18 protein-coding genes and 1 pseudogene are annotated in these 21902 nt (G+C 41.6%); 5 read left to right on the top strand and 14 right to left on the bottom strand.

The features are described 5' to 3' along the window. Positions 1 to 198: 198 nt before the first annotated feature. Positions 199 to 408: a hypothetical protein gene (locus SLH55_RS20185; RefSeq protein WP_320324355.1), complete on the bottom strand. Its 210-nt coding sequence runs from the start codon at positions 406 to 408 to the stop codon at positions 199 to 201. Positions 409 to 791: 383 nt separating this feature from the next. Continuing rightward, positions 792 to 1388, bottom strand: a pseudogene (locus SLH55_RS20180) (class I SAM-dependent methyltransferase). Positions 1389 to 1475: 87 nt separating this feature from the next. Between SLH55_RS20180 and SLH55_RS20175 the strand changes: the two are divergent. Further along, entirely contained in the window at positions 1476 to 1829 is a 354-nt protein-coding gene (locus tag SLH55_RS20175) for a hypothetical protein (protein WP_320324354.1), read from the top strand. A 32-nt stretch (positions 1830 to 1861) separates the two neighbouring features. On the opposite strand, the gene SLH55_RS20170 is transcribed toward SLH55_RS20175, so the two are convergent. Continuing rightward, positions 1862 to 2803 (bottom strand): bifunctional oligoribonuclease/PAP phosphatase NrnA, encoded by a 942-nt coding sequence (locus SLH55_RS20170; protein ID WP_320324353.1) that lies wholly within the window; start codon positions 2801 to 2803, stop codon positions 1862 to 1864. A gap of 94 nt (positions 2804 to 2897) precedes the next feature. Between SLH55_RS20170 and SLH55_RS20165 the strand changes: the two genes are divergently transcribed. Beyond that, entirely contained in the window at positions 2898 to 3203 is a 306-nt protein-coding gene (locus tag SLH55_RS20165; protein ID WP_061809474.1) for a YtpI family protein, read from the top strand. A gap of 47 nt (positions 3204 to 3250) precedes the next feature. On the opposite strand, the gene SLH55_RS20160 is transcribed toward SLH55_RS20165, so the two are convergent. Beyond that, positions 3251 to 4570 (bottom strand): DRTGG domain-containing protein, encoded by a 1320-nt coding sequence (locus SLH55_RS20160; protein WP_079533633.1) that lies wholly within the window; start codon positions 4568 to 4570, stop codon positions 3251 to 3253. 308 nt (positions 4571 to 4878) lie between these two features. Next, the gene (locus SLH55_RS20155; RefSeq protein WP_320324352.1) at positions 4879 to 5127 is read right to left on the bottom strand and encodes a hypothetical protein; all 249 of its coding nucleotides are present in this window, start codon (positions 5125 to 5127) and stop codon (positions 4879 to 4881) included. A 518-nt stretch (positions 5128 to 5645) separates the two neighbouring features. Here SLH55_RS20155 and lepB point away from each other — a divergent pair. Beyond that, on the top strand, positions 5646 to 6188 hold the full coding sequence (gene lepB / locus SLH55_RS20150) for a signal peptidase I (RefSeq protein ID WP_226673480.1): 543 nt from the start codon (positions 5646 to 5648) through the stop codon (positions 6186 to 6188). A gap of 152 nt (positions 6189 to 6340) precedes the next feature. On the opposite strand, the gene SLH55_RS20145 is transcribed toward lepB, so the two are convergent. Together SLH55_RS20145 and ald are read right to left on the bottom strand one after the other, a co-directional pair. Further along, on the bottom strand, positions 6341 to 7021 hold the full coding sequence (locus SLH55_RS20145; protein ID WP_219166602.1) for a metal-dependent hydrolase: 681 nt from the start codon (positions 7019 to 7021) through the stop codon (positions 6341 to 6343). A gap of 167 nt (positions 7022 to 7188) precedes the next feature. Then, positions 7189 to 8307: an alanine dehydrogenase gene (gene ald / locus SLH55_RS20140; protein WP_113969681.1), complete on the bottom strand. Its 1119-nt coding sequence runs from the start codon at positions 8305 to 8307 to the stop codon at positions 7189 to 7191. A 241-nt stretch (positions 8308 to 8548) separates the two neighbouring features. On the opposite strand from ald, the gene SLH55_RS20135 reads away from it, so the two are divergent. Continuing rightward, positions 8549 to 9877, top strand: a complete 1329-nt coding sequence (locus SLH55_RS20135) for a purine-cytosine permease family protein (protein ID WP_320324351.1) — start codon at positions 8549 to 8551, stop codon at positions 9875 to 9877. A gap of 274 nt (positions 9878 to 10151) precedes the next feature. On the opposite strand, the gene SLH55_RS20130 is transcribed toward SLH55_RS20135, so the two are convergent. The 4 genes from SLH55_RS20130 to SLH55_RS20115 all read right to left on the bottom strand — a co-directional run bounded on the left by SLH55_RS20130 (position 10152) and on the right by SLH55_RS20115 (position 18138). Beyond that, a complete protein-coding gene (locus tag SLH55_RS20130; RefSeq protein ID WP_320324350.1) occupies positions 10152 to 13040 on the bottom strand; it encodes a DEAD/DEAH box helicase in 2889 nt (962 codons plus the stop codon). Positions 13041 to 13257: 217 nt separating this feature from the next. Then, positions 13258 to 15045, bottom strand: coding sequence for an ATP-dependent helicase (locus SLH55_RS20125; protein ID WP_320324349.1), 1788 nt, complete (start codon positions 15043 to 15045; stop codon positions 13258 to 13260). Next, entirely contained in the window at positions 14999 to 17182 is a 2184-nt protein-coding gene (locus tag SLH55_RS20120) for an AAA family ATPase (RefSeq protein ID WP_320324348.1), read from the bottom strand. Before SLH55_RS20120 ends, SLH55_RS20125 begins: the two co-directional genes overlap by 47 nt. A gap of 551 nt (positions 17183 to 17733) precedes the next feature. Beyond that, on the bottom strand, positions 17734 to 18138 hold the full coding sequence (locus tag SLH55_RS20115) for a hypothetical protein (protein WP_320324347.1): 405 nt from the start codon (positions 18136 to 18138) through the stop codon (positions 17734 to 17736). A 121-nt stretch (positions 18139 to 18259) separates the two neighbouring features. Here SLH55_RS20115 and SLH55_RS20110 point away from each other — a divergent pair, with 121 nt between their 5' ends. Continuing rightward, complete coding sequence (locus SLH55_RS20110; RefSeq protein ID WP_320324346.1) at positions 18260 to 18490, top strand: hypothetical protein; 231 nt, start codon at positions 18260 to 18262, stop codon at positions 18488 to 18490. 16 nt (positions 18491 to 18506) lie between these two features. Here SLH55_RS20110 and rbsB read toward each other — a convergent pair whose 3' ends face one another. Genes rbsB through SLH55_RS20095 form a run of 3 tightly spaced genes read right to left on the bottom strand, consistent with a single transcriptional unit; the run spans position 18507 to position 21892 of the window. Then, on the bottom strand, positions 18507 to 19445 hold the full coding sequence (rbsB, locus tag SLH55_RS20105; RefSeq protein WP_320324345.1) for a ribose ABC transporter substrate-binding protein RbsB: 939 nt from the start codon (positions 19443 to 19445) through the stop codon (positions 18507 to 18509). A 10-nt stretch (positions 19446 to 19455) separates the two neighbouring features. Continuing rightward, positions 19456 to 20409 carry a ribose ABC transporter permease RbsC gene (rbsC, locus tag SLH55_RS20100; RefSeq protein ID WP_034756545.1) on the bottom strand — a complete coding sequence of 318 codons (954 nt, stop codon included), beginning with the start codon at positions 20407 to 20409 and terminating at the stop codon, positions 19456 to 19458. Beyond that, a complete protein-coding gene (locus tag SLH55_RS20095) occupies positions 20402 to 21892 on the bottom strand; it encodes a sugar ABC transporter ATP-binding protein (RefSeq protein WP_320324344.1) in 1491 nt (496 codons plus the stop codon). Before SLH55_RS20095 ends, rbsC begins: the two co-directional genes overlap by 8 nt. Positions 21893 to 21902 lie beyond the last annotated feature (10 nt).

Here is a 21902-nt window from a genome sequence, read left to right as displayed (position 1 = left end):
TCCATAGGGAAATTGGGTAATATTTGAGTAGAAGAATATAATCACCGGGGTTATTTATTAGTAGCCAAAGCTCGTTTTGAGGCAAATTGCATGTCTTGGAAAATATCTGTCTAGTTCAATAGATCTCCATGCGTATTGAAAAAGGGTACCACTTCAATTGCATTGAGAAGTTCTAGTAGTCTCCTCAAGAGGTTCAACTTACTCTGGATATGTGATAATACGCTCAATTTTATCAATAGCTACATAATAGACTGCTTGCGGATTGTTTAAATCTTTACCAGAAACTACTCCATTCTCAACTTTTTTAACAACAAGATTTTGAATATCTCCACTTCCAAGCAGCAAAGCAACTGTTCTGTTTATTTGACAGTGTAGAATTTTAGCTAGTTCATCACAAGTACGGTGCATAATAAAACTCCTTTCTAGAAAGGTTAATCTATACCTACCAATATATTTTGTGATTAAGGACTTTGCTTGTACATCAACCTATTATTTTTAAAATTGCTCTATTTAAAAAGATAAAGGTATAAACTAAAGCCTTCATTTCTATTTCAATCGTTTTTAAAAAGTGTTTCTATTAAGAGTTTTTCAAAACCCCCTCCGTGAAAAAAGGACTTGCGATAAATACCCTGATATTCCTTATATTTGTTTTTTCCATAAGATCCTCCACGGAGACGTATTTACTACGTATCATATTAGGGATCCTTCATATTCATGAATAAAAAGTTGAACTAGAATTTTCAGGGGCACAAAAAAACGAGTATGGACATGCCCACACTCGTCATCCTGATTCACTTACTACTACTCGCTATAAACATGGAAGCATCCTGTTTCATAAAGATTTGATGTCCATGATGAAATGTTCTAATTTCAGTGGATCTAAATCCCGCTTCGGATAATTGATCTTTCAGCTCTTCATGAACAAAGCCGTTATGAACCTTCGGATGACTGATATTCTCGTTTTTGTCAAAATCTACGATAATAAGCTCGCCGCCGTCATTTAAAATGGTGAAGAGTTCTTGTAATATACTTTCCGTATCGGGAATATGAAGTAGGACCAGTGACATGAGCACGATGTCAGCTTTCAAATTAGGGGCTCCCTGAGTAAAATTGGAATAGAGGACATCTGCGTTCATGAACCCTCTTTGAGTGATTTTGGCTTTGGCCACTTCGACCATCTGCTAGGATGAATCAACTAACAGAACGGATTTCACCATATCTGTAAGTTCTAAACTAACAAGTCCTGTGCCGCTCCCATAATCGATGAGCGTTTTGGAGGTACTGTCCTGCAGCTCTTTTTTCACTTCTTCTACGACGATGTTGGCCAGTTTCACCCTCTCTTCCGTATCGTATCGTTTGGCCATTTCTTCAAAGACGTTCGGTTCCATCGTTTATCCTCCTAATTGGTATCGTTGTGAAACATTATACCAAAGTCTTCTGTTACACTACATATAGAGAATTGAGGTGATGCCTACATGGAAAAAGTGACACCAGAGGAACAGCAGCAGTGTATTGAAGCGTTTCAGTCGGTCATCCGTAAATCGGAAAATGCCCTTGCTTCGATGAAATCAGGTTCGCCACAGACAAAGTTGCTTGAGAAAAGGTTGAGGGCTGCAAGGATTGGTGAAGGTTTGCTTACTGCACACAGGGAAGGTAAAGAGTTAGATGTGGACCATGAGGAGTTGGTCGAAGCGAAGCAAGTATTGGAAGGTTTACTGTTGATGCTTCCCGGATTTCTTGAGAAAACCAAGCCCGGTAGCGGACAGCGGACCTACATTGAGAGAAGGATCAAGGCATTTCAAATGGCCGTTTCTTATCTGAACGAATAAAAGAGCAGGCAAACGCCGGCTCTTCTTCAATATTATTGGTGATTTCTGCACACTTCTCGTAAATCCTTCATGACTGCTTCTTTCTCTTCCCATGAGTAAATCGAAGCGCCTGCCGCCAGTGGATGGCCACCGCCATTGTACTTCTTGGCAATCGTGTTAATCACAGGTCCTTTTGAACGCAGGCGAACCCTGATTTGGTCATGCTCTTCAATAAAGAAGACCCACGCTTTCATGCCTTTCACGTTCCCTAACGTACTGACAAGTAAGGAAGCTTCTGATGGGACAACATCGTGCTCCTCGAGAATATCCTTGGTCATGACCATCATACCGCAGCCATCTTCGTCCATTTCAAAATTCTGAAGCACATATCCGTTCAGCTTCGTCACGCTTGAGTCGACTTCATACATGCGATTGAATAATTCGTTCCGGTCGAAGTCATATCGGATTAATTCACCGGCGATGTCAAACGTCTTCTGGGTCGTGCTTGGATACAGGAATCTCCCCGTATCGCCGACAATCCCGGCAAACAGGAGCCTTGCGCCTGAATCAGGCAGGGTCAATCCTTTGTCTTTCCCGAACTGGTAAAATTCATAGATCATTTCACTGACGGAGCTTGCGGTTGTATCGATCCACAGGTGATCCCCGTAGGCATCCTCATTTGGATGATGATCGATTTTCACAAGCAGGTCGCCGAGATTGTAGCGGCGGTCGCAGATCCTTTCTTCGTTGGCCGTATCACAGACGATGATCAAGGAACCTTCGAATACTGAGTCTTCGATATCATCAAGTCGATTTAAATAATGAAGGGTTTCTTCTTCTTTCCCGACGGCGTAGATGTTCTTTTCAGGGAATGAAGCTTTCAGGATTTCCACAAGACCTCCCTGGGAGCCGTATGCGTCCGGATCCGGGCGGACATGTCTATGTACAATAATCGTTTCGTATTGTTTGATGAGGTTCAGGATTTGTTCTTTCATGGGAATCTCCTTTGTAGTGGAATTTATATTTGGCATTCTGCTCCGTTATCTGTAAAATAGTAGCGAGAGTAGTCAACGATGGAGGACAAAAACTATGTATTTTCTCGCATTACTGATTGTCGTTACGTTCACGTTCTATGTCTTTTATAAAATTAGACAAGTGCGGACGAGACGACCGATGGAAAAGAAATGGTTATCGGCTAAAGCAAGTATTGCCCTTGGGCTGTTCGTTGCCCTGTTCGGGATCAATCAGCTGTTTTTATTCCCCGGCACACTGACGTATGTCATCGGCACGCTTTTCATCCTGCTGGGACTTGGAAGCTGCTGGGCCGGATATAAGATGTATAAGCATGTGCTCCCCTTTGCACAGAGGGAAGCGAAGGAACTGGATAACCAATAAAGTACTGTAAAAGACTAGATGCCCATCTAGTCTTTTTGTTTTACCGATTAATGCCGGTCGATCAACTGACAAATCATCAGTGATTTACCCATTAGCACGCCTTCGTTATATACTTCTACATCCACTTTACCAAATTTTCTTCCTACGTCGAGTACCTTTGGATGGATTTCTAGGATGCTTTCCATCTGGACCGGTTTGATGAAGTAGATGGTCATGTTTTCGATGACGAGGTCACCTTTTTTGTATGGTTTCAATGCACGGTTGGCGGCTTCGGTCATCAAGGTAGTGAAGACACCATAGGATAGCGTCCCGATCCCCGTGGTCATTTGCGGTGTGACAGCAAATTGGTAGATTTCTTTGTTGTCTTTTTTCTCTCCAACTACTTCGACTGCGTTTGAAATGAGGTCATCGATTGTTTCCCCGACTTGTGGCTGACGTTGGATCATTTGCAGAGCTTTCAGGACATCCTGACGGCTGATGATTCCCTGCAGCTTGTTCTGTTCATTGACGACGGGAAGTAATTCGATCCCTTCCCAGATCATGATATGGGCAGCGGATGCGACGCTCGTATTTGGGCTGACGGTGATCGGCTGCTTCGTCATGATTTTATCGATGCCTGCATACTTTTCCTGGCCCATGACGTCTTTTGACGTCACCATTCCGTGGACTTTCAGGTTTCGGTCCACGACTGGGAAACGGCTGTGGAAAGTGTATTGATTCTTTTCGTACCACTCTTCCAATGTGTCATCGAGATGCAGATAAATCGTATCATCGACTTTCGTTAAAATGTCTTCCACTAACACGATCTCTTTTTTGATGAGCTGATCGTAAATCGCACGGTTGATCATGGTGGCGACGGTAAAAGTGTCATAGGAGGTGGAGATGATTGGGAGTTCGAGTTCATCTGCGAGCTTCTTGACGTCTTCGTCTGCATCGAATCCCCCTGTGATCAAAACGGCGGCTCCTGCGCGCAAGGCATGCTCCTGCGCCTGGTTCCGGTTCCCGATGATCAAGAGGTTTCCGGCTTCCGTGTATCTCATCATGGCTTCAAGCTTCATGGCTCCAATGACAAACTTGTTGAGCATCTTATGGAGGCCGGATCGTCCACCGAGTACTTGTCCATCGATGATGTTGACCACTTCTGCGTAGGTGAGCTTTTCGATATTTTCTTTTTTCTTCTGTTCGATGCGGATCGTTCCGACGCGTTCGATGGTGCTGACGTAACCTTTCGTTTCGGCATCTTTGATCGCCCGGTATGCCGTTCCTTCGCTGACGGTCAGTGCTTTTGCGATCTGGCGGACGGAGATCTTTTCTCCGACAGGCAAGGTATCTATGTACTCCAGTATTTGTTCGTGTTTTGTAGCCAAGCTTTTCACCCTTCTTTGTAACGTCCTACTTTATATGTTTATTATAATGTGAAAAGCGTGGTGTTTCAATTTAATCGGGGCTTTCTGGGGTGAAAGCCCTGATGGTTTAGTGCATTTTTAACCTTTTGATGAGAGAGTGCTGGTTGATTTTCGCTGCAGGGGCTCGATTTCCGCGGGGCTGGCGGTGAGCCTCCTCGGCTGCTCCTGTGGGGTCTCACCTGTCCAGCGTTTCCCGCAGGAGTCGAGCCCCTTCCGCTTCAATCAACATTGGCGGTTTGTTCCTTTCATAGCCAAAAGCCTTAAAGAGCTTATCCAAACGACCGTGCTTTTACTTTGCGCACCGGCTTGGATTTCAATTTCTTGCCGCCGCCTTTGCCTGTTCCTTTAGGTGTGTAAAGTATTGCGGCTAGGTTGCCGGCTATGACGCAGGTGGCCAGGATTAGCCAGCTGATGGCGAAGGTTCCCTTTAGGCCTTCTGCGAATATGGACATTCGGGGGGCTCCGTAGTAGATGAGGGCCCCGGTTATTAATAAACAGAGAATGTATCGTTGTTTCAAGTATGGTTCCTCCTTTCTAGGCTTGTATCATGTATATGCGAGTGGGTGGAGGATGTTGTGTGAAGGTGAGAAAAAGGCGATGCTTTTGCATTTAGGAGTTCAAATTTAGGGAGAAGTATTGTCCATTGGATGTGAATGGCCATTCCTTTTAGCGTATTAAATCTAATGGTTATTTTTGTTGAGGGTCTCAAGATAATTTAACAATATATGGTAAAACAAACTTAGAGATTGTCAGAATGCTTACCTTCAATTAACTGGCAGGTTAACGGAACATTTCGAAACTTATAGGTGATCTTTTAGGTTAGAAGTTTTGGATTCCTTGGGAATGAACTTATTGAAGTTTAAGTCACGGAAGGATTGGTGGCTATCCATTATCGTTTGGATACCAATGTTAAATCTTTTTTAAGAAAAGAGGGCGTTAGCTGAACAAGCAGCCGCCCCTTGTTCCAGTAAAGGGCAGTTTAATGGAAAAGCCAAAGAGGACGAACTTTACTTTTTAAAGTGAGAGGATGAAAAAAATGGTTAAAAAGAAAAATGAGACGCTAGAATGGATGAAAGCTATGGTTATAGCTGTAGTTATTGTGTTTACGGTTCGTGCATTCTTATTTACTCCTATTGTAGTTGATGGTGCTTCGATGAATACTACCCTACAAGATCACGAAAGAATGATTGTATCAAAATTAAGAGAACCTGAAAGATTTGATATTGTTGTTTTTCACGCAAATGAGAAACAAGACTATATTAAGCGTGTTATTGGTTTACCTGGGGATAAAATTGAGTTTAAAAAAGATACTTTATATGTAAATGGAAAAGCGTATAAAGAACCATACTTAGATAAGCAAAAGAAAAATATTAATGGTGACCTAACGAGACCCTTTAAATTAGAGGATACTGCTGTCGGACAAGCTACTGTACCAGAAGGTCATTTATTCGTTATGGGGGATAACAGAAGAAATAGTACAGATAGCAGACAAATAGGAGCAATCCCCATAGATGAGGTTGTAGGGACTACAAATGTTGTTTTTTATCCAATTAGTGACATTAGGATAATTGAAAATTAGTGCTATTCCGTTATAGGGGGCTTTAATGGAACAAGAAAAAAGCTTGGGGTAACCCAAGCTTTTTATCATATCAGAAACGTATATCACTATATGTGAAATCTTATGTTTTCACCACATTATCTGAACTACTTAATTTATACCGCTCTTACATGTTAATATTCAATAACATCCCCAGCCTTCATAACCTGCCCCTCAGAATCCTCAAGCATCTCAACAAATTTATGCGGATCCTGCTTAATCGGCGGGAATGTATCATAATGAATCGGCACGACTTTCTTAGCTTTCAAAAAGCTTGCTGCCGTCGCCGCATCCTCAGGTCCCATCGTGAAATTATCACCAATCGGTAGGAAAGCAAGGTCAATCGGATGACGCTCCCCGATCAGTTTCATATCAGAGAATAACCCCGTATCCCCTGCATGGAAGATCGTCTTCCCTTCAATCATCAACAGAACGCCTGCTGGCATACCCATATAGATGATTTCATTGCCGTCAGTGATCAGACCTGATCCGTGGAAGGCCTGAGTAAGCTTCACTTTACCGAAATCAAATTCGTAAGCTCCCCCAACATGCATCGGATGGGTTTTCACTAATTGCCAGCTTAGGTAGGTCGCTAGTTCGTGGTTGGCGATAACAAGCGAATCGTTTTTCTTCGCAAGCTCCACCGTGTCCCCTACGTGATCGTTATGACCGTGTGTAAGGATGATCACATCCGGCTTTTCGTCATCCACCTTAAGATCCGTCAATTCGTTTCCGTTAATGAATGGATCGATCAGAATCGTTTTACCGTTTGTTTCGATTTTCACTACTGAATGTCCGTGATATGAAATCTTCATAATCTCTCTCCTCCAAATGAACGTATCTATTTTTATTTTCTTACTTTCTTTCGCTACTTTTATGTTATACCCGAATTTCATAAAGTTAAAAGTGTGTTTAATCAAAGAGGGAAATTTCAGCACACAAAAAGCCGACTGAACATTCCCATCCAGTCGGCTTCTCGTTGTTATTGTTGCTCTAATTGAGTTCTAGTATCTGAGTAGTCTACATCATGCGCTTCAGCAACCGCCTGGTAAGTAACATATCCGTTCAATGTGTTAATACCTTTTAACAGAGCTTCATTGTCTAGGCACGCTTTTTTGTAGCCTTTGTTAGCGATTTGAACCGCGTAAGGTACAGTTACGTTTGTTAATGCGATGGTAGACGTACGTGGTACGGCACCAGGCATGTTGGCAACGGCATAGTGTACAACGCCGTGCTTCACGTATGTTGGATCGTCATGCGTTGTGATGCGGTCTGTTGTTTCGAAGATTCCGCCTTGGTCGATGGCAATATCGACAACAACTGAACCAGGTGTCATGGCTTTGATCATGTCTTCTGTTACTAATTTAGGTGCTTTCGCTCCTGGAATTAGTACAGCACCAATCACTAGGTCTGCTTCTTTGACAGCTTGTTCGATATTTAGCGGGTTAGACATAAGTGTTGTTACGTCGCTACCGAAGATATCATCCAGCTGACGAAGGCGATCCGGGTTAAGGTCAAGGATCGTGACGTTGGCACCAAGTCCGACAGCCATTTTCGCTGCGTTCGTACCGGCCACTCCTCCACCGATGATCGTTACTTTACTACGGCGAACCCCAGGGACACCTGAAAGTAATACACCTTTACCACCGTGGATCTTCTCTAAGAACTGGGCACCGATTTGAGTCGCCATACGTCCAGCCACTTCACTCATCGGAGTCAGTAATGGAAGGGCACGATTCAGTTCAACCGTTTCGTACGCGATTCCGATCACTTTATTATCAATTAACGCTTTCGTTAATTCCGGCTCTGGAGCAAGATGTAAATATGTAAATAAGATAAGCCCCTCGCGGAAATAAGAGTACTCACTTGGAAGTGGCTCTTTTACCTTCATGACCATATCCATGGACCATGCTTCCGCTGCAGAATCAACGATGTGTCCACCTGCTGCTTTGTAATCTTCATCTGTAAATCCTGAACCCATTCCCGCTCCAGCTTCAATGTAAACCTCATGTCCGAATTGAACAAGGTTCACAACACCAGCCGGCGTCATGGCCACACGATTTTCGTTGTTTTTAATTTCCGTTGGTACACCAATACGCATACTAAGCCAACCTCCTAAATGCACTATTGCTCCTTGGAGCATTCACTTTCTAAATATAACACTATTCATATATAATAGCGAAGGGCAATTACTCACCCTGTAAGCACTTACATTCTAACAAATAAATAAGGAAATATCTCTATTTTTCTTTAAAAAAATAAATGATTATTTCTTCGCTTTTTTTCAAAAATTCTTTAAAATAGAAACCATGCATCCTAGTATACCCAAAGGAGACTATTTCATGAAACAACCCATGATCGAACGGCTCGGACTCGAAAAGGTCCCACCACAATTAAAATCAACCACATGGATCGAATACTTCATCATACAGCTCGCCTTCTCCGTGAACGCAGGAAACTTCCTCATCCCTGCACTGGCCGTCCTTGAAGGCGGACTATCCTTCCAGGCAGCATTTCTTGCCACCGTACTCGGAGCAAGCGTCGCCTTCCTATTCGTATCATTCTTATCATTACCGGGCTCCCGCTACGGCCTGCCCGCTCAATACGTCCTGAGATCCATTATCGGAACCCGGCTGTCGATGCTCATCGCATCCCCCATCCGGTCCCTGACGTCCCTCTACTGGTTCAGCGTCCAAACCATCGGAGGAACCTTCGTCATCATCTCCATGGTGGAAAAAGTAACACCCTATACAATTCCATTCATCCCTATCGCCATTGGACTCGCCATCATCATGACCCTTCTAGCCCTCATCGGCTTCGAAGCCGTCAAGAAAGCGACCAAACTATTCATCCCGATCCTCGTGATCGGCCAGGGAATTATCCTCTACCTGTTCCTAACAAAAGGAGCCGATTCCCTCCAAACACTAAGCCAAGGTCAGGAACCCTTCTCCATCGGAACGTTCCTATTCTACTCAAGCCTCGTCTTCGTCCAATACATCTCAGGCGTCAGCGCATCATCCGACATCACCCGCTACAGCAAAAGCGACCGCCACGGATTCTGGGGATTGTATAGTGGAAACGTCGTCGGATTCATGATGACGGCATTACTTGGAGGGTTGAGTGCCAGCTTGTTCAAGGATTTGAATCCATTCGTGGCAGCTGGGCAACTGACTGACTCCAGTCTGCTTCTCTTGGTGATTACGGCTTGCGCGATGGTGTCTATGATATCTATTAATCTTAGTAATGCGTATACAGGGGGGTATAGTTTGCTTAATGCACTGCCGTCCCTTTCGCGGATTCAGAGTGCACTGTTGTTTAGTATTGCCGGGATCATATTAAGCTCTTTTCCGCAGCTGGTTTATAATGCGCAGGAGTATATTTCTTATCTGGGGATTCTGATCATTCCGATATCGGCGATTGTGGTGGCTGATTATTTGGTTATTAGGAAAGGGAGGATTTCGGAGAGTTCGCTTGTGCGGCTGGCTAGTGGGGAGTCGAATTTTAATCGTGAGGCGCTGTATGTTTTAGTGATTGGGATGGTGGTTTATTTGGTGATTCCTGATTCGTTTTCGCCGGGGTTTAGTTGTTTTTTGGTTACTTCTTTGGTTTATGTGGTGAGTAAGAGAAGGCAAAGGATAATAAAAAAAAGTTCTGTCCAAAAAACATCTTAAATGAAGAGAGTGAACCTGATGTTCAGATTCACTCTCTTTTGTAAAGAACTATCTAACCTCTCCATTAGTAGGCCATTTTTCTATTTTATGCACTAGATAGGCTTTTAATTAAATAGTTACCACACTTCACCTGTCTGGAGTGCTGAAGGTAGTAAACACAAAATAATGTGAGATATAGTGGTGTATTAATTTAGGCTGCGATTCGAAATAGGGATCAAAGAATTTATATGAGATTGAGAAAGAATCTTTTATTAACGCTCATTTATAATATTGTTCAGCTACCCCAAATCATAAATTCATTCGCCGAACCTGAATGTTTTATATAATGGTTAGTCGCAGCCAATAATTCTGATATTTTTTCTGTCATTTTGTGATTATGCTTTACAGATGGCTGTACAGCTATAATCTTTGCTTTTAATATTTTGTTTGTTTGAAGAACATTTATTAACTCTCTATAGTTACCTACAATAAATTTAGAGTAACCGGATTTTTTCCTGCTAATTATTTTTGTTCTAAATACAGATTTTGTTTTCAACCAAATTATTGATTTTATTGACTGGCCAACAACATCATAAAGATCGTTTACAGAGTTATTATAAGTCTTTCCTTTCATAGCTTTTACATGAAAAAAATGTACGTGTATTTCATTTTCAGTAATCCTAATTCCTACATAATCAGCTACTTCCCCTGTTCCATGATCGTAAATAAGATAGTCATAGTTGATTTCACTTAAAATTCTTTCTAGTGCCTCATGTATCGAAATCAAACCTGAATTTTTAGTTATTCCAAATTCAACCGCAATATCTGTTTTATATTCTTTCCATTTGATTTCTTTAATTAAGTCCGGTACAAATTGTTCCACTCTAAAGTTATTTTTTGCTATTTCTCCATCAGTTACTAAACTTAAATCCGTCGTTAACATTTCTAATGGATTCCCTTGTAAATAATCTGACAATCTTTGTTGATGCTTTCCAACTTGTAGAAATAATTCTTTATCTTCTTTAACTAACTTTACTTTTCCATTGACTGAAAGTGAATACAAATATCTTTCCCCTTCGAAATTGCAATAGAATTGTATTTCATTTTCATTTATTGTGGAAATGACTAAATCTATATCTAATACTGTCTTTTCGCTTATATTTTCTCCCAATATCAAATTACGTGGGTTTGAGTAAGTATTATTTGACCATTTAACACAGAATATTGTCTCAGGAAACTTGGTGATTACTTCTGGGAGCGGAACAAAATCATATGCTGTATTCGTTTTAACAACTAGCTCTTTATCAATTATTTTTGAAGCATTTAAACTACACCAGTCTATAAATTCTTTTATAGATCCATATGAACTACTCCATATCTTCGAACCACTACTATAACCAAGTGTGGTTTCTATCCCATTGATTCTTGCTTTACAAAACACGTGGCCTGCAGCATATAACCTTCCTGTGGCTGGATCATATGTGTTACTTACATTTGGACCAGAGCTGATAGTATAAGACTCTTCATTTGATACTCTATTTTGTAAACCAGAATTAAAAATTTCAAAGTTTGTCATACCACCTAATACTCTGTGTAATTGGTTCCTGCTTATTTTATGAAAGAAATCTTCTCCACAATATGCATTTCCAACCATATAATATAAGTTTTCGCTTTTAAGCTGTGAGTTAATAAATAACAAGTTAGTCTCCTGCGAATAATAAAGTACTACTAAATAATAACTCTTATCATATAATTCACTTTGAGTAGTTGCCCATCTAGGAACAACCAAGTCCTTTAATATAGTTATAACCGTACTATTTTCTTTATTCACTAAAACTCCTTCTAATTTAAAACCCATTTCTGGAAAGATTGCATCAATGTTAAAAGAATCCGTTTGAAATACTTTCGCATGAAAGTTTGGCCTTAAATGAGCTATTTCTTTAACAATGTCTTTAGAGGTATCTGATTCTATTGTAAAACGATTTATAAACTTTTGGTTTTCCTCTTCTCGGATAATTTGAGATTCAGATAAATTAATAATAATATCTTTCCAAACGGCATCTTGAGAAAATAATTTATAGTTTTCAAGGATGAAATCATCATCATTTACAGCTATAAATTTTGCACTACCAATGTTATTGGCATTAGTTCTAGCAAACCTACCAATAAATTGAAGTGTAACCGCTAGAGATTTATGGGGTGAATGAATAGCGCCTATTTTTAAATTAGGGAAGTCAAAGCCTTCTGACATCATATCTACACAAACAACACCATTTAAGTTACCATTCTTCAATTTACCAATAATCGTTCTAACAGTTTTAGCAGAAAGCCGGCTATGCACAACTTCTAGTTTTAATTCAGTATTCTTTTTATAGATTTCTAATAAGATTTTTGATTCCTCTATTGAACCCGCTCTCACCATCAATGAATGTTTATAACCTTTTAATTTATCTTCATAGAATATTTTCTCAGCTTCAACTGAAATTTTTACATCTCGATTTTCATTAGCACTTATTTCAACAGGTATAAAAGAGATTTCCCCGAATATCTTGTCTTCATAAGCCTGTGATAGAGAGTAGGAATATATTAAATCTGCTTGAATTTTTTTATTATCTAATCTAAAAGGGGTGGCAGTGAACAATATCCTTTTAGTATTTGCAAAGTTCTCAAGTGCTTCTCGCCACTTTTTAGCTGGTTCATGGTGTGCTTCATCAACTAATATAAGATCAAATTTATCCTTTACTTTTGTGTTTATTGAAAGATTATACGCTCCATGTGGTGTTGCAACAATTACATCACTGTTATTAATAGTATCTATATGATTTTCAATTTTACTATCTGTAAGTTCAAAAACAATCGGGTTCATACAAATTTCTGGCAATACATTTATATCTTTAAGAGTTTTTAAGTTTCTAAAATCCTCAGCAATTTGATTCCTAACCAAAATTGAAGGTGTAATGATTAACACTTTTTTAGCATCTAATAAATACGGACTTATCATAATTACCGCTGTTTTACCTGTTCCTGTTGGCAACACCACTAAGGCTTGTTTACTATTTTCCTTTGTGAAATAGGAAGCTATTGCATGGGTTGCTCCTAACTGAGCTTTTCTTAGTCCTCTATTTTCTTTTTTTGCTTTTCTAAACTGCAAGTTTTCGTAGTTCTCTTGAAAATAGCAATACATTTTACCCTCCTAATTAATTGGGCGTTATAAATCAATTATTCATTAAAAATAATTAAATGTAGACATTATCTTTTTAAAAAATGAGTTAAGGATGAAAATCGGGGTCTGACCCCGGTACATTAATGTATTATCGCGCCAAGGATCAGACCCCAATATTCATCTCCAGTTCTTTTTTGATGATCTTTTAGAATTTCCAGTACTCCATCCCTGGCCTTCTTCAAACATATAAAGCATCATACTCAAATCTGACATTGGCCAAGTGTCTATTGATCTCATAAGGGTAGCCTGATGTCGTGCTCCTTCCGGTCTCTGCTAGTAAATGCAAATTTTCCTTTGCACGAGAGCTTATGACATACAACAAATTCTTTGAGGAGGTATCTCTTACAATGGGAGGTTCATTCCATATTGCATTCCAGTGAGGAATGTACCCCCACAGCAATCCAAAAGCGATGACAGTCTCATATTCCTCCCCTTTTACTCCGTGGCAGGTATTAATCACAACTCCACTTGAGGGTTTAAACATGCCTCTAAAGTAGTCGATTGTATTAGGGACATCCGCAAAGGATTCAGTTTCATACCTTTGCTTGATCCCATTGAAGAATGTTTCCCATTGATCATGAAGCGTTTGGTTGTGTGTAAAATCAATTTCAAGCTTATTGAAGAATTCTTTGAAAGCTTCTTTAAGATAAAGAACGCCTTCCTTTGGTCTGGGCTTTATTGAGTTTATCCATTTCAAATATCTTCTACAATCATTATGAGTAAATGTAAAACCTTCATTGGTATAGTCATTTAAGTCCTCAATTACCCTTCTTACCCATCTAAATCGATTCAATGAGTTCTGTGGATTAGGTTCAGTCAGAAACAAGCGAGCCAGCTTCCACCAAAAATTATCTTTATTCTTGGGTAAAGGGATTGAACCTGGAGCTTCAAATGGAACGCCTGGTAGAAGTGCTCGTAATTTCTTCGCGACTGGATAAAGGGAATACCATTGTGGGGCAATTACGCATATTTCATTTGGGCTGCAGCCCTTTTCAATATAATACGAGATGAGGTTGGCGACTTCTTGAGGCACGTCCTCTTTATCGATTGTAGTATTCAAACTTATTCGACCGTGTTTGTTTGAATACTCTCCTAAGGCTTTTACCATCATATCTTCGTATTGAAATTCAACTGAATAGTCTACAATTCGTTGACTTGATCGGTAATTTCCTGACAACTTGTGTAGCTCCATATGCTTGCTGCTGATTTCATCTTGAATTTCCTCTAATGTTCTTGGTATACCTCCAAGTGAACTATAAATAGATTGGTCAGGGTCTCCAACGAGGAAGATGTTACAACTCCCTTCACTCGGGCGAATAATTTGCCCAATGATCCCATACTGTAAATCTGACGTATCCTGGTATTCATCTACAAAGATATAACGAAACAAGCGGGATAAATGTCTTCGGATTTTTTTATTCTTTTTCAGAAGCCTATACGAAAGGTAGAGAATGAGATCAAAATCGATTTCTTTATTTTCTACTATACTTTTGTGGTACTCTTTGGCCACCATTTTGTTGACTGGCTCTTGGTCTGTGTATTTTCCATCTCTAGTGATGCTTGTGCTAATTGCTTGATAAGATGGAAGTGAGTGCTTCGTTTTTAACTCTTTTAGTATTGTCTCTTTTTTAAACTCATCCAGAATGGTAAAGCCGTTTACTAACGCAGGAATTAATTCAGCATAGGGTTTAATAATCCATTGATAACAAAAAGAATGGATGGTCCCTGCCCAAAGTTGCTCCTGGGGAATGCCCATTTCATCAATTCTTTTTTGAATTTCATCAGCTGCTCGGTTGGTATACGTCAGAGCCACAATGAATTTCTTGTTGCTTTCCAATCGATCTAGTTCATATGCTATCTTCCTTGTCAACACACGGGTTTTACCACTCCCAGGGCATGCTAACAAAAGGGTATCATGTTCACTTTCTACCGCTTTTAACTGTTGAGGATCCAGACCTTCTAGCATTAGCCCCCTCCTTACTACGTTTGACAAATAAAAAGAAATCGTCGTCATTATCTAAGTAATTCCTTGTAAGATCAGATAACTTTTGGATGGATCTTGTAGTTGATGTTAGTTCGGCCAATTCCGAACAATACTCTTCATATTCCTCTTCACTGCAATTTTTCTCTACCCTGTATTTGGCCATCTTTTCATAATGCTTAAATCCGATGTGAGAGGTTGCAAACGCTATGGCATCAAGGATGTATGGAGGAATGAAGGTTTCATAGGTGACCTCATCACCTAGTATCAAAGCGAACCATCCTTTTCCTTCTTTTTCGGCAAGTCGGAGTGTTTCCAATCCTATCCTTGATTCCACTTGTGATTTCAGTATAGCTGTCGAGTCAGTAATTTCTTTTTGCCTTTTATATATACTTTTCAGTGTACCTATAATCTCAGGTACATTACTATTCAGAACAAAGTCCACTTCAAAGGTATGCTTAGCATAAAACACATCTACCCAAGAATTGTTAAAACAATAAGCATCTAATTTTTGTTTCCTCTCTTCGCCCTTTTCAGCTGAATTGTACTGCTTTTGCTCTGATTTAGACAGTTCCCTGTAGTCCCTTCCTGTAAAGGATACGAGAGTTTGATCATGATCAGTAATAATGGCACACTTTCTCCTTATTCGATCGTCATGGAAAAGATCTGCTATGTGAGTGAATACAGTGCTACTCATATTGATTAAACTCACGCCTATTTCATCAAGACTGATTCCAAACACTTCTTTAAACAAAAGTGGAATGAGTATTAGCTCTGCATCCCCTTCCACCAAAATAACACCTTTTGAGAAGAGTAAAGTGCTTCTTGTCGCATCTAAATATCGTTCCACTTTCCTGCATTCCGCTTCCGATAAACCCTTGCTTGGATGACATACTAAGGTCTCGTTTGGCTCCTTACACAGGATATTCGCAGATTCAATTTTATTCACAGATGAAATATGGGTTGAATGCGTAGTGGTAATGACCTGCGTATTCTCGAATTGATAATTCTCGAACATGGTTTTTTGGATGTGTGTATGTATATGGGCTTCAGGTTCCTCTATTAAGAGGAAATGAGCAGCTTTCTCTTCTCTTGGCTGATTGAACTCATATTCCAGTAACTTCAGGGTGATATAAATTAGGTTGGCTCCACCTAGACTCAGATCTTCTAATCGTCCTTGATGATCACTTTCCCCATCCCCGACCCAGAGAGTCAAGGCCTGAAATAGCTTGTTAATGTCTTCGGGCAGTTCCGACTGTATGCTAATTTCAGGAGCATAGGTATGACCTATGGTCGAATCGATGGTTTGTTTAACACGTCCAGCAAGGCTACTTACTTCTTCTAATTCACTGATGGCATTATTTAACTGGGTGACTTTTTTTATGATTTCTTCCGAATCACCAATTTGTATGTTTTTTGCACTATCCCGCAACAAATTTAACAAGGGACTCTGCCTCGTTTTCCTCAGTTCTGACATGACATCCCTTAACGCTTTTATATGGGTACATGCCAATTCTGAACGGATCATAAAAATCTGAGAGTTCGGAGTACCGAGGAGATGTCTTTGTTCCTCATCTGGATTCGGAAACTCAATGGAATCGAAATCTCCGATCAAGCTCTTGTAGGTCTCGTCATCTGAAAAATCTGCTGTGCCTCTGAAATGGTACACGGTTTCATAATCTTTTATTGTCAGAGGATCGAGAATGGCGTTAAGCTGATCCCGATCTTTCTGTGGAGACTGTGATAACTCATAAAGCACCTTCCGTATTTTTTTCTTTGGTCTAAAGAAAAAGTGGTACGATCCACTTGCGTTGTCTCTTTGGAGGTCCTCTAACTTATGTGCTAACAAACTGGCACCTTCACTGGTGTCTAAATCCTTAAACGTCAATGAGATGGTAATCCAGTGACCTTTCCAACCGCCAAGACTCCGATTGAAGTCCGTTTCAATCAGATTTGCAGCACTGTTCGGAAGGTTGTTATCCAACATTAAACGCAGAGCCAAAAAAGCATTGGATTTCCCTGAGCCATTTTCTCCAATAAGCGTATTTACCCCTGATTTAAAACTGAATTGTTGGGCTTTGAAATTTCTGAAGTTCCGTAGAGTCAGCTGAGATATATACATATTTTCTCCTATTCAAATGGAATTTATATACATACTCTATCACTTTTAACTTAGATGGTAAACTCATACTCTATGAATTGCCTTGCACCTTGAAATCTCTTTGATTACCTCATGATAAAGGGAAAAAGTTGACGAAGGGATGTGAACAATTAGGGATTTTTTTGGACAAACCCTATAAGGTTCCTTAAAAAGCCTTTGGCTATTTTTAAGGATAATTGGGACGTACCTAATTTAACTTTTTGCATTAATCTGGAAAAGCACACTTTTAATCTAACGATAAATGATCCTTAACAGCCATTGATGATATGGTCCTGAATTCTCCTCTTCACCCAGTAGGAAATATACTCTTCCAAGTGCACGAACCGTAATTCCTCCGTATGAACTTCTTAAATATTAGGAGTCCATCCTGCCAATGAAATGTCTAATCAACACCTACATCCTATCTACATCCTTAGCGTCTCTAATGGCGGTAGTTTTGATGTTGTTGTTCTCTAAAATCTATTCTATCTCTAAGTTCTTAAGTCTATTTGCAGGTTATTTCCGTACCCGATTCACATGCTTTTCGCCGCACGATGACATTCCGGAATCAGCTTTATCATTAAGCCTGTCAATCCCAGAATCATAACACCACTTTTGACAGACATTCTCTTCCAATAGAAATATTCCACACAAGCGAAATCATTCATCAGCTTAAACGTAATCAGATCTTCATATTCATACTTCTCCGACTCCAACCGCTTACAAAAAGGCCTCATTCTCACTGTAAAAAACAGGTCCTCTCGAAACTTCCCGATCGACCGAATATACTGCTTTTCACCAAGCACCACACACCCCAACTGAACTTCGCCCTCATACATGGTAATTAACAGAATCCACATATACAGGTAAATACCCTCCAGGTGATAAAATTTATCCAAATCCAACATCCATTGATTTAAATTTCTCCATCTACTCATTTGATTCACTCCTGCTTCAATATGTATTCAACCCTAATATAGTGAGATACACTTGGAAAGGATACCCTTTGGTGAATTTTCTTTTTTAAAATATGTTGTAAGTAAATTAGAGGAAGGCTAAATGCTAGAAGTGGTAGAAAATATTCATACAGAATATGTTCTATTCATGTATTATTATTGGGGAAAAAATGAAGAGCAGGTTTGTTATCTTAAAGATGAATATTGCTTTTGGCTTAATCAGGGTCAGACCCCAACTCATTTGGAGCAAACACTAGTAAGAAAAGCTAAATTCTTTTCTCCACTACTTTTATCAACAAAGGAAAAAACCTCATCCGTACAAATGCACGAATGAGGTTTACCACCACAATTTATTCTGAAGAGTCTCCTATATTCTCCTCCGTCACCAACTTCAACGGAACCGGAATCTTCTTCTTCACTTTCTTCCCTGACAACACATCAGCCCCAGCCTGAACGGCCAACGAACCAATCTTCTCAGGCTGCTGAGCGACAGTCGCAGACAGATTACCATTCTGAATGCTAGTCATCGCATCTTCATTTCCATCAAATCCAACGACTAACACTTCACGGCCGGAACTCTGAATTGCCTGCAGTGCTCCCAATGCCATTTCATCGTTATGAGCGAATACAGCTTTGATATCTGGATTCCCCTGAATTAGGTTTTCCATTGTATTCAATCCTTCGGTACGATCAAAGTTTGCCGTCTGCTTAGCCACGACATCCAGCTTTTCATCCGCGATGTTGTGGAACCCGGCTCCCCGCTCACGAGTGGCAGATGCTCCGGGAACACCTTCAAGTTCAGCTACTTTGGCTCCTTCACCGAGCTGTTCGACAAGGTATTCTCCGGCCATTTCGCCGCCCTTTTCGTTATCCGAGCTGACGAGTGTGGCGACGTCTCCTTTTTCCGCTGAGCGGTCAAGGGTGACAACCGGAATACCAAGGCTGTTGGCGGATTGTACTGCAGTGGAGATGGCCGCTGAATCCGTCGGGTTGATGAGTAGGACGTTGACGCCCTGCTGGATGAGGTCTTCAACGTCATTGATTTGCTTGGCAGCGTCGTTCTGGGCATCAACAACGACGACTTCCATGCCTTGTTTCTTTGCTTCATCTTCTACTCCATTTTTCATGGAGACGAAGAATGGGTTATTGAGTGTTGAAACCGATAGTCCGATTTTGATGTCTTCCGGGTTCGAGCTTTTATTTGGCTTTGCCCATTCCGGCGGCTGCAGGGAGCAGGCGCCTAGGAATAGGAGTGATAGACTGATTAGTAATAACCATGCTTTTTTCATAGTATCCCTCCTACGCTGCTTTCTTTCGGTCGATGAGAACCGCGATGATGATGACGACACCCTTTACTACCATTTGGAAGAAGGATGAGACGCCGAGCAGGTTCAGACCGTTGTTTAATGTTCCGATGATGAGTGCACCGATCAGTGTTCCGACGATCAGTCCGCGTCCGCCTGACAGACTTGTCCCGCCTAGGACGACGGCGGCGATGGCATCAAGTTCATAGGATGTACCCGCAGTCGGCTGGGCTGAATTCAGGCGTGACGTCAGAATTGCTCCTGCGAGTGCGGCCAGTAAGCCGGCCAGGGAGTAGATCATCACTTTGATTCGTGGTACTTTGATCCCTGAAATCAGGGCTGCTTTTTCATTCCCACCGATGGCATACGTTTTACGGCCGAACGGGGTTTTGTGCAGGATCACCCATAGAATCGCAAACGTCAGAATCATGGTGACGGCAGGTACTGGGATTCCAAGGAAGTATCCTCTTCCGAACAGTTGGAAGGCATAGCTGTCACCGAGTCCCGTGATTGGGTTTCCGTCGGTGTACACGAGCGTCAACCCGCGGAACATCGTCATCGTTGCAAGTGTTGCGATGAATGGGGCCATTTTTCCTTTTGTAATGAGTAGTCCGTTAACCATTCCCATCACGGCTCCAAGGATACAGCCAATTAGGATCGCAAGGATCGGGTCGATTCCTGATACCATCATCCCGGCCATGAGGGCACTGGATAAGGCGAGGATCGAGCCGACGGATAAGTCAATCCCTCCGGTCAAAATGACGAAGGTCATCCCGTAGGCAATCAGGGCGTTAATCGCGACCTGTCGTAATAGATTCAATAAGTTCAAGGGTTCTAGAAAACTAGGGTTGATGATGGATACGGTCGCAATCAGCACAAACAGTCCAAGTAGTGGACCGAGCTTTTGCATCAGATTGCCGACGTGATTCGTTTTGAGTGCGTTATTCATGTGCGTGACCTCCTGTCGCCAATGTCATGATTTTTTCCTGTGTGGCGTCTTCCTTTGATAGCTCTCCTGCGATGGTCCCTTCATGGACGACGAGGATGCGGTCGCTCATCCCGAGTACTTCTGGCAGCTCGGATGATACCATCACGATCGCGACGCCCCGGTCGGTGAGCTCGTTCATCAGTTGATAGATTTCCCGTTTTGCTCCGACATCGACTCCCCTTGTCGGTTCATCGAGGATGAGCACTTTCGGACCGATCCCGATCCATTTGGCGATGACCACCTTCTGCTGGTTCCCACCCGAAAGGTTCTTTGCGTGAGTCCGGGCTGATTCGGTCTTGATTGTCAGCCGTTTGATAAGCATTTCCACAAAGTCCTGTTCGCTTTTATCATTGATCAAGCCTTTCTTCGTGAAGCTGTAGAGACTTGGTAGGGCGATGTTATCCTTCAGGGAAAAGTCGAGGACGAGTCCTTCATCCTTCCGATCCTCAGTGATGAATCCAAGACCGAGCTTCACCGCCTGATCTGGTGTTTTAATCGTGACTGGTTTCCCGTTCACGATGATCTCACCTTCATACCGTCCGTCGAGTCCGAAGATGGTTCGCATGATTTCCGTTCGGCCTGCCCCCATTAATCCTGACACGCCGACGATCTCTCCTGAGCGGACCGCGAAGCTTACTTTTTCAAACAGTCCCTTTTTCGTCAGGTTCCGTACTTCAAGCATTGTTTCACCTGGTTTTGGTTGGCGTTTTGGAAAGCGATCTGTTAATTCACGTCCGACCATTTTCTTCACGACCTCATCGAAATTCGTCTCGGGGATCGGCGTCGTATCCACCGTGCGTCCGTCACGCATGACTGTGATGGTGTCACAGATCGTGAAGATTTCTTCCATCCGGTGGGAGATGTATACAATCGACACGCCGGCTTTCTTTAGGGAACGGATGACAGTGAAGAGCGTCTCGATTTCCCGGTCCGTCAAGGCCGCTGTTGGCTCGTCCATGATGATGACTTTTGCATCCGTCATGAGGGCTTTGGCAATTTCGATCATCTGCTGCTGTCCGACCGAGCACTGTCCTGCTTCTTTTGTGAGAGGGATGGAAATGTTCAGCTTTTCAAACTGTTCATTCGCAACCGCTTTCATTTTTCTCGTATTGATAAGACCGAATTGTGTAACCGGTTCCTTATTGATGAACAGATTCTCAAGGACGGACATCTCCGGCCAGACGTTCAGCTCCTGATGGATGAAGGCAACGCCGAATTCCTCGGCATGCTTCGGATTATCGAACGTCATGTCCTTCCCGTCGATGGTGATCGTTCCCTGATCCTTCTTGTGAAGACCGGTCAGGATGTTCATCAGGGTCGACTTTCCGGCGCCGTTTTCTCCCATCAGGGCATGGACTTCGCCTTCCCCGATCTCGATGTCGACGCCTTCGAGGACCTTGTTCGTCCCAAATGCTTTATGGATATTCTTCATGCTGATCTGCATGCTACTACCC

The organism is Rossellomorea sp. YZS02, assembly GCF_033963925.1.
In the GTDB taxonomy this organism is placed as follows: Bacteria; Bacillota; Bacilli; order Bacillales; family Bacillaceae_B; genus Rossellomorea.
Note: the sequence above shows the minus strand (reverse complement) of the source record. Positions and strands in the feature narration are given on the sequence as shown.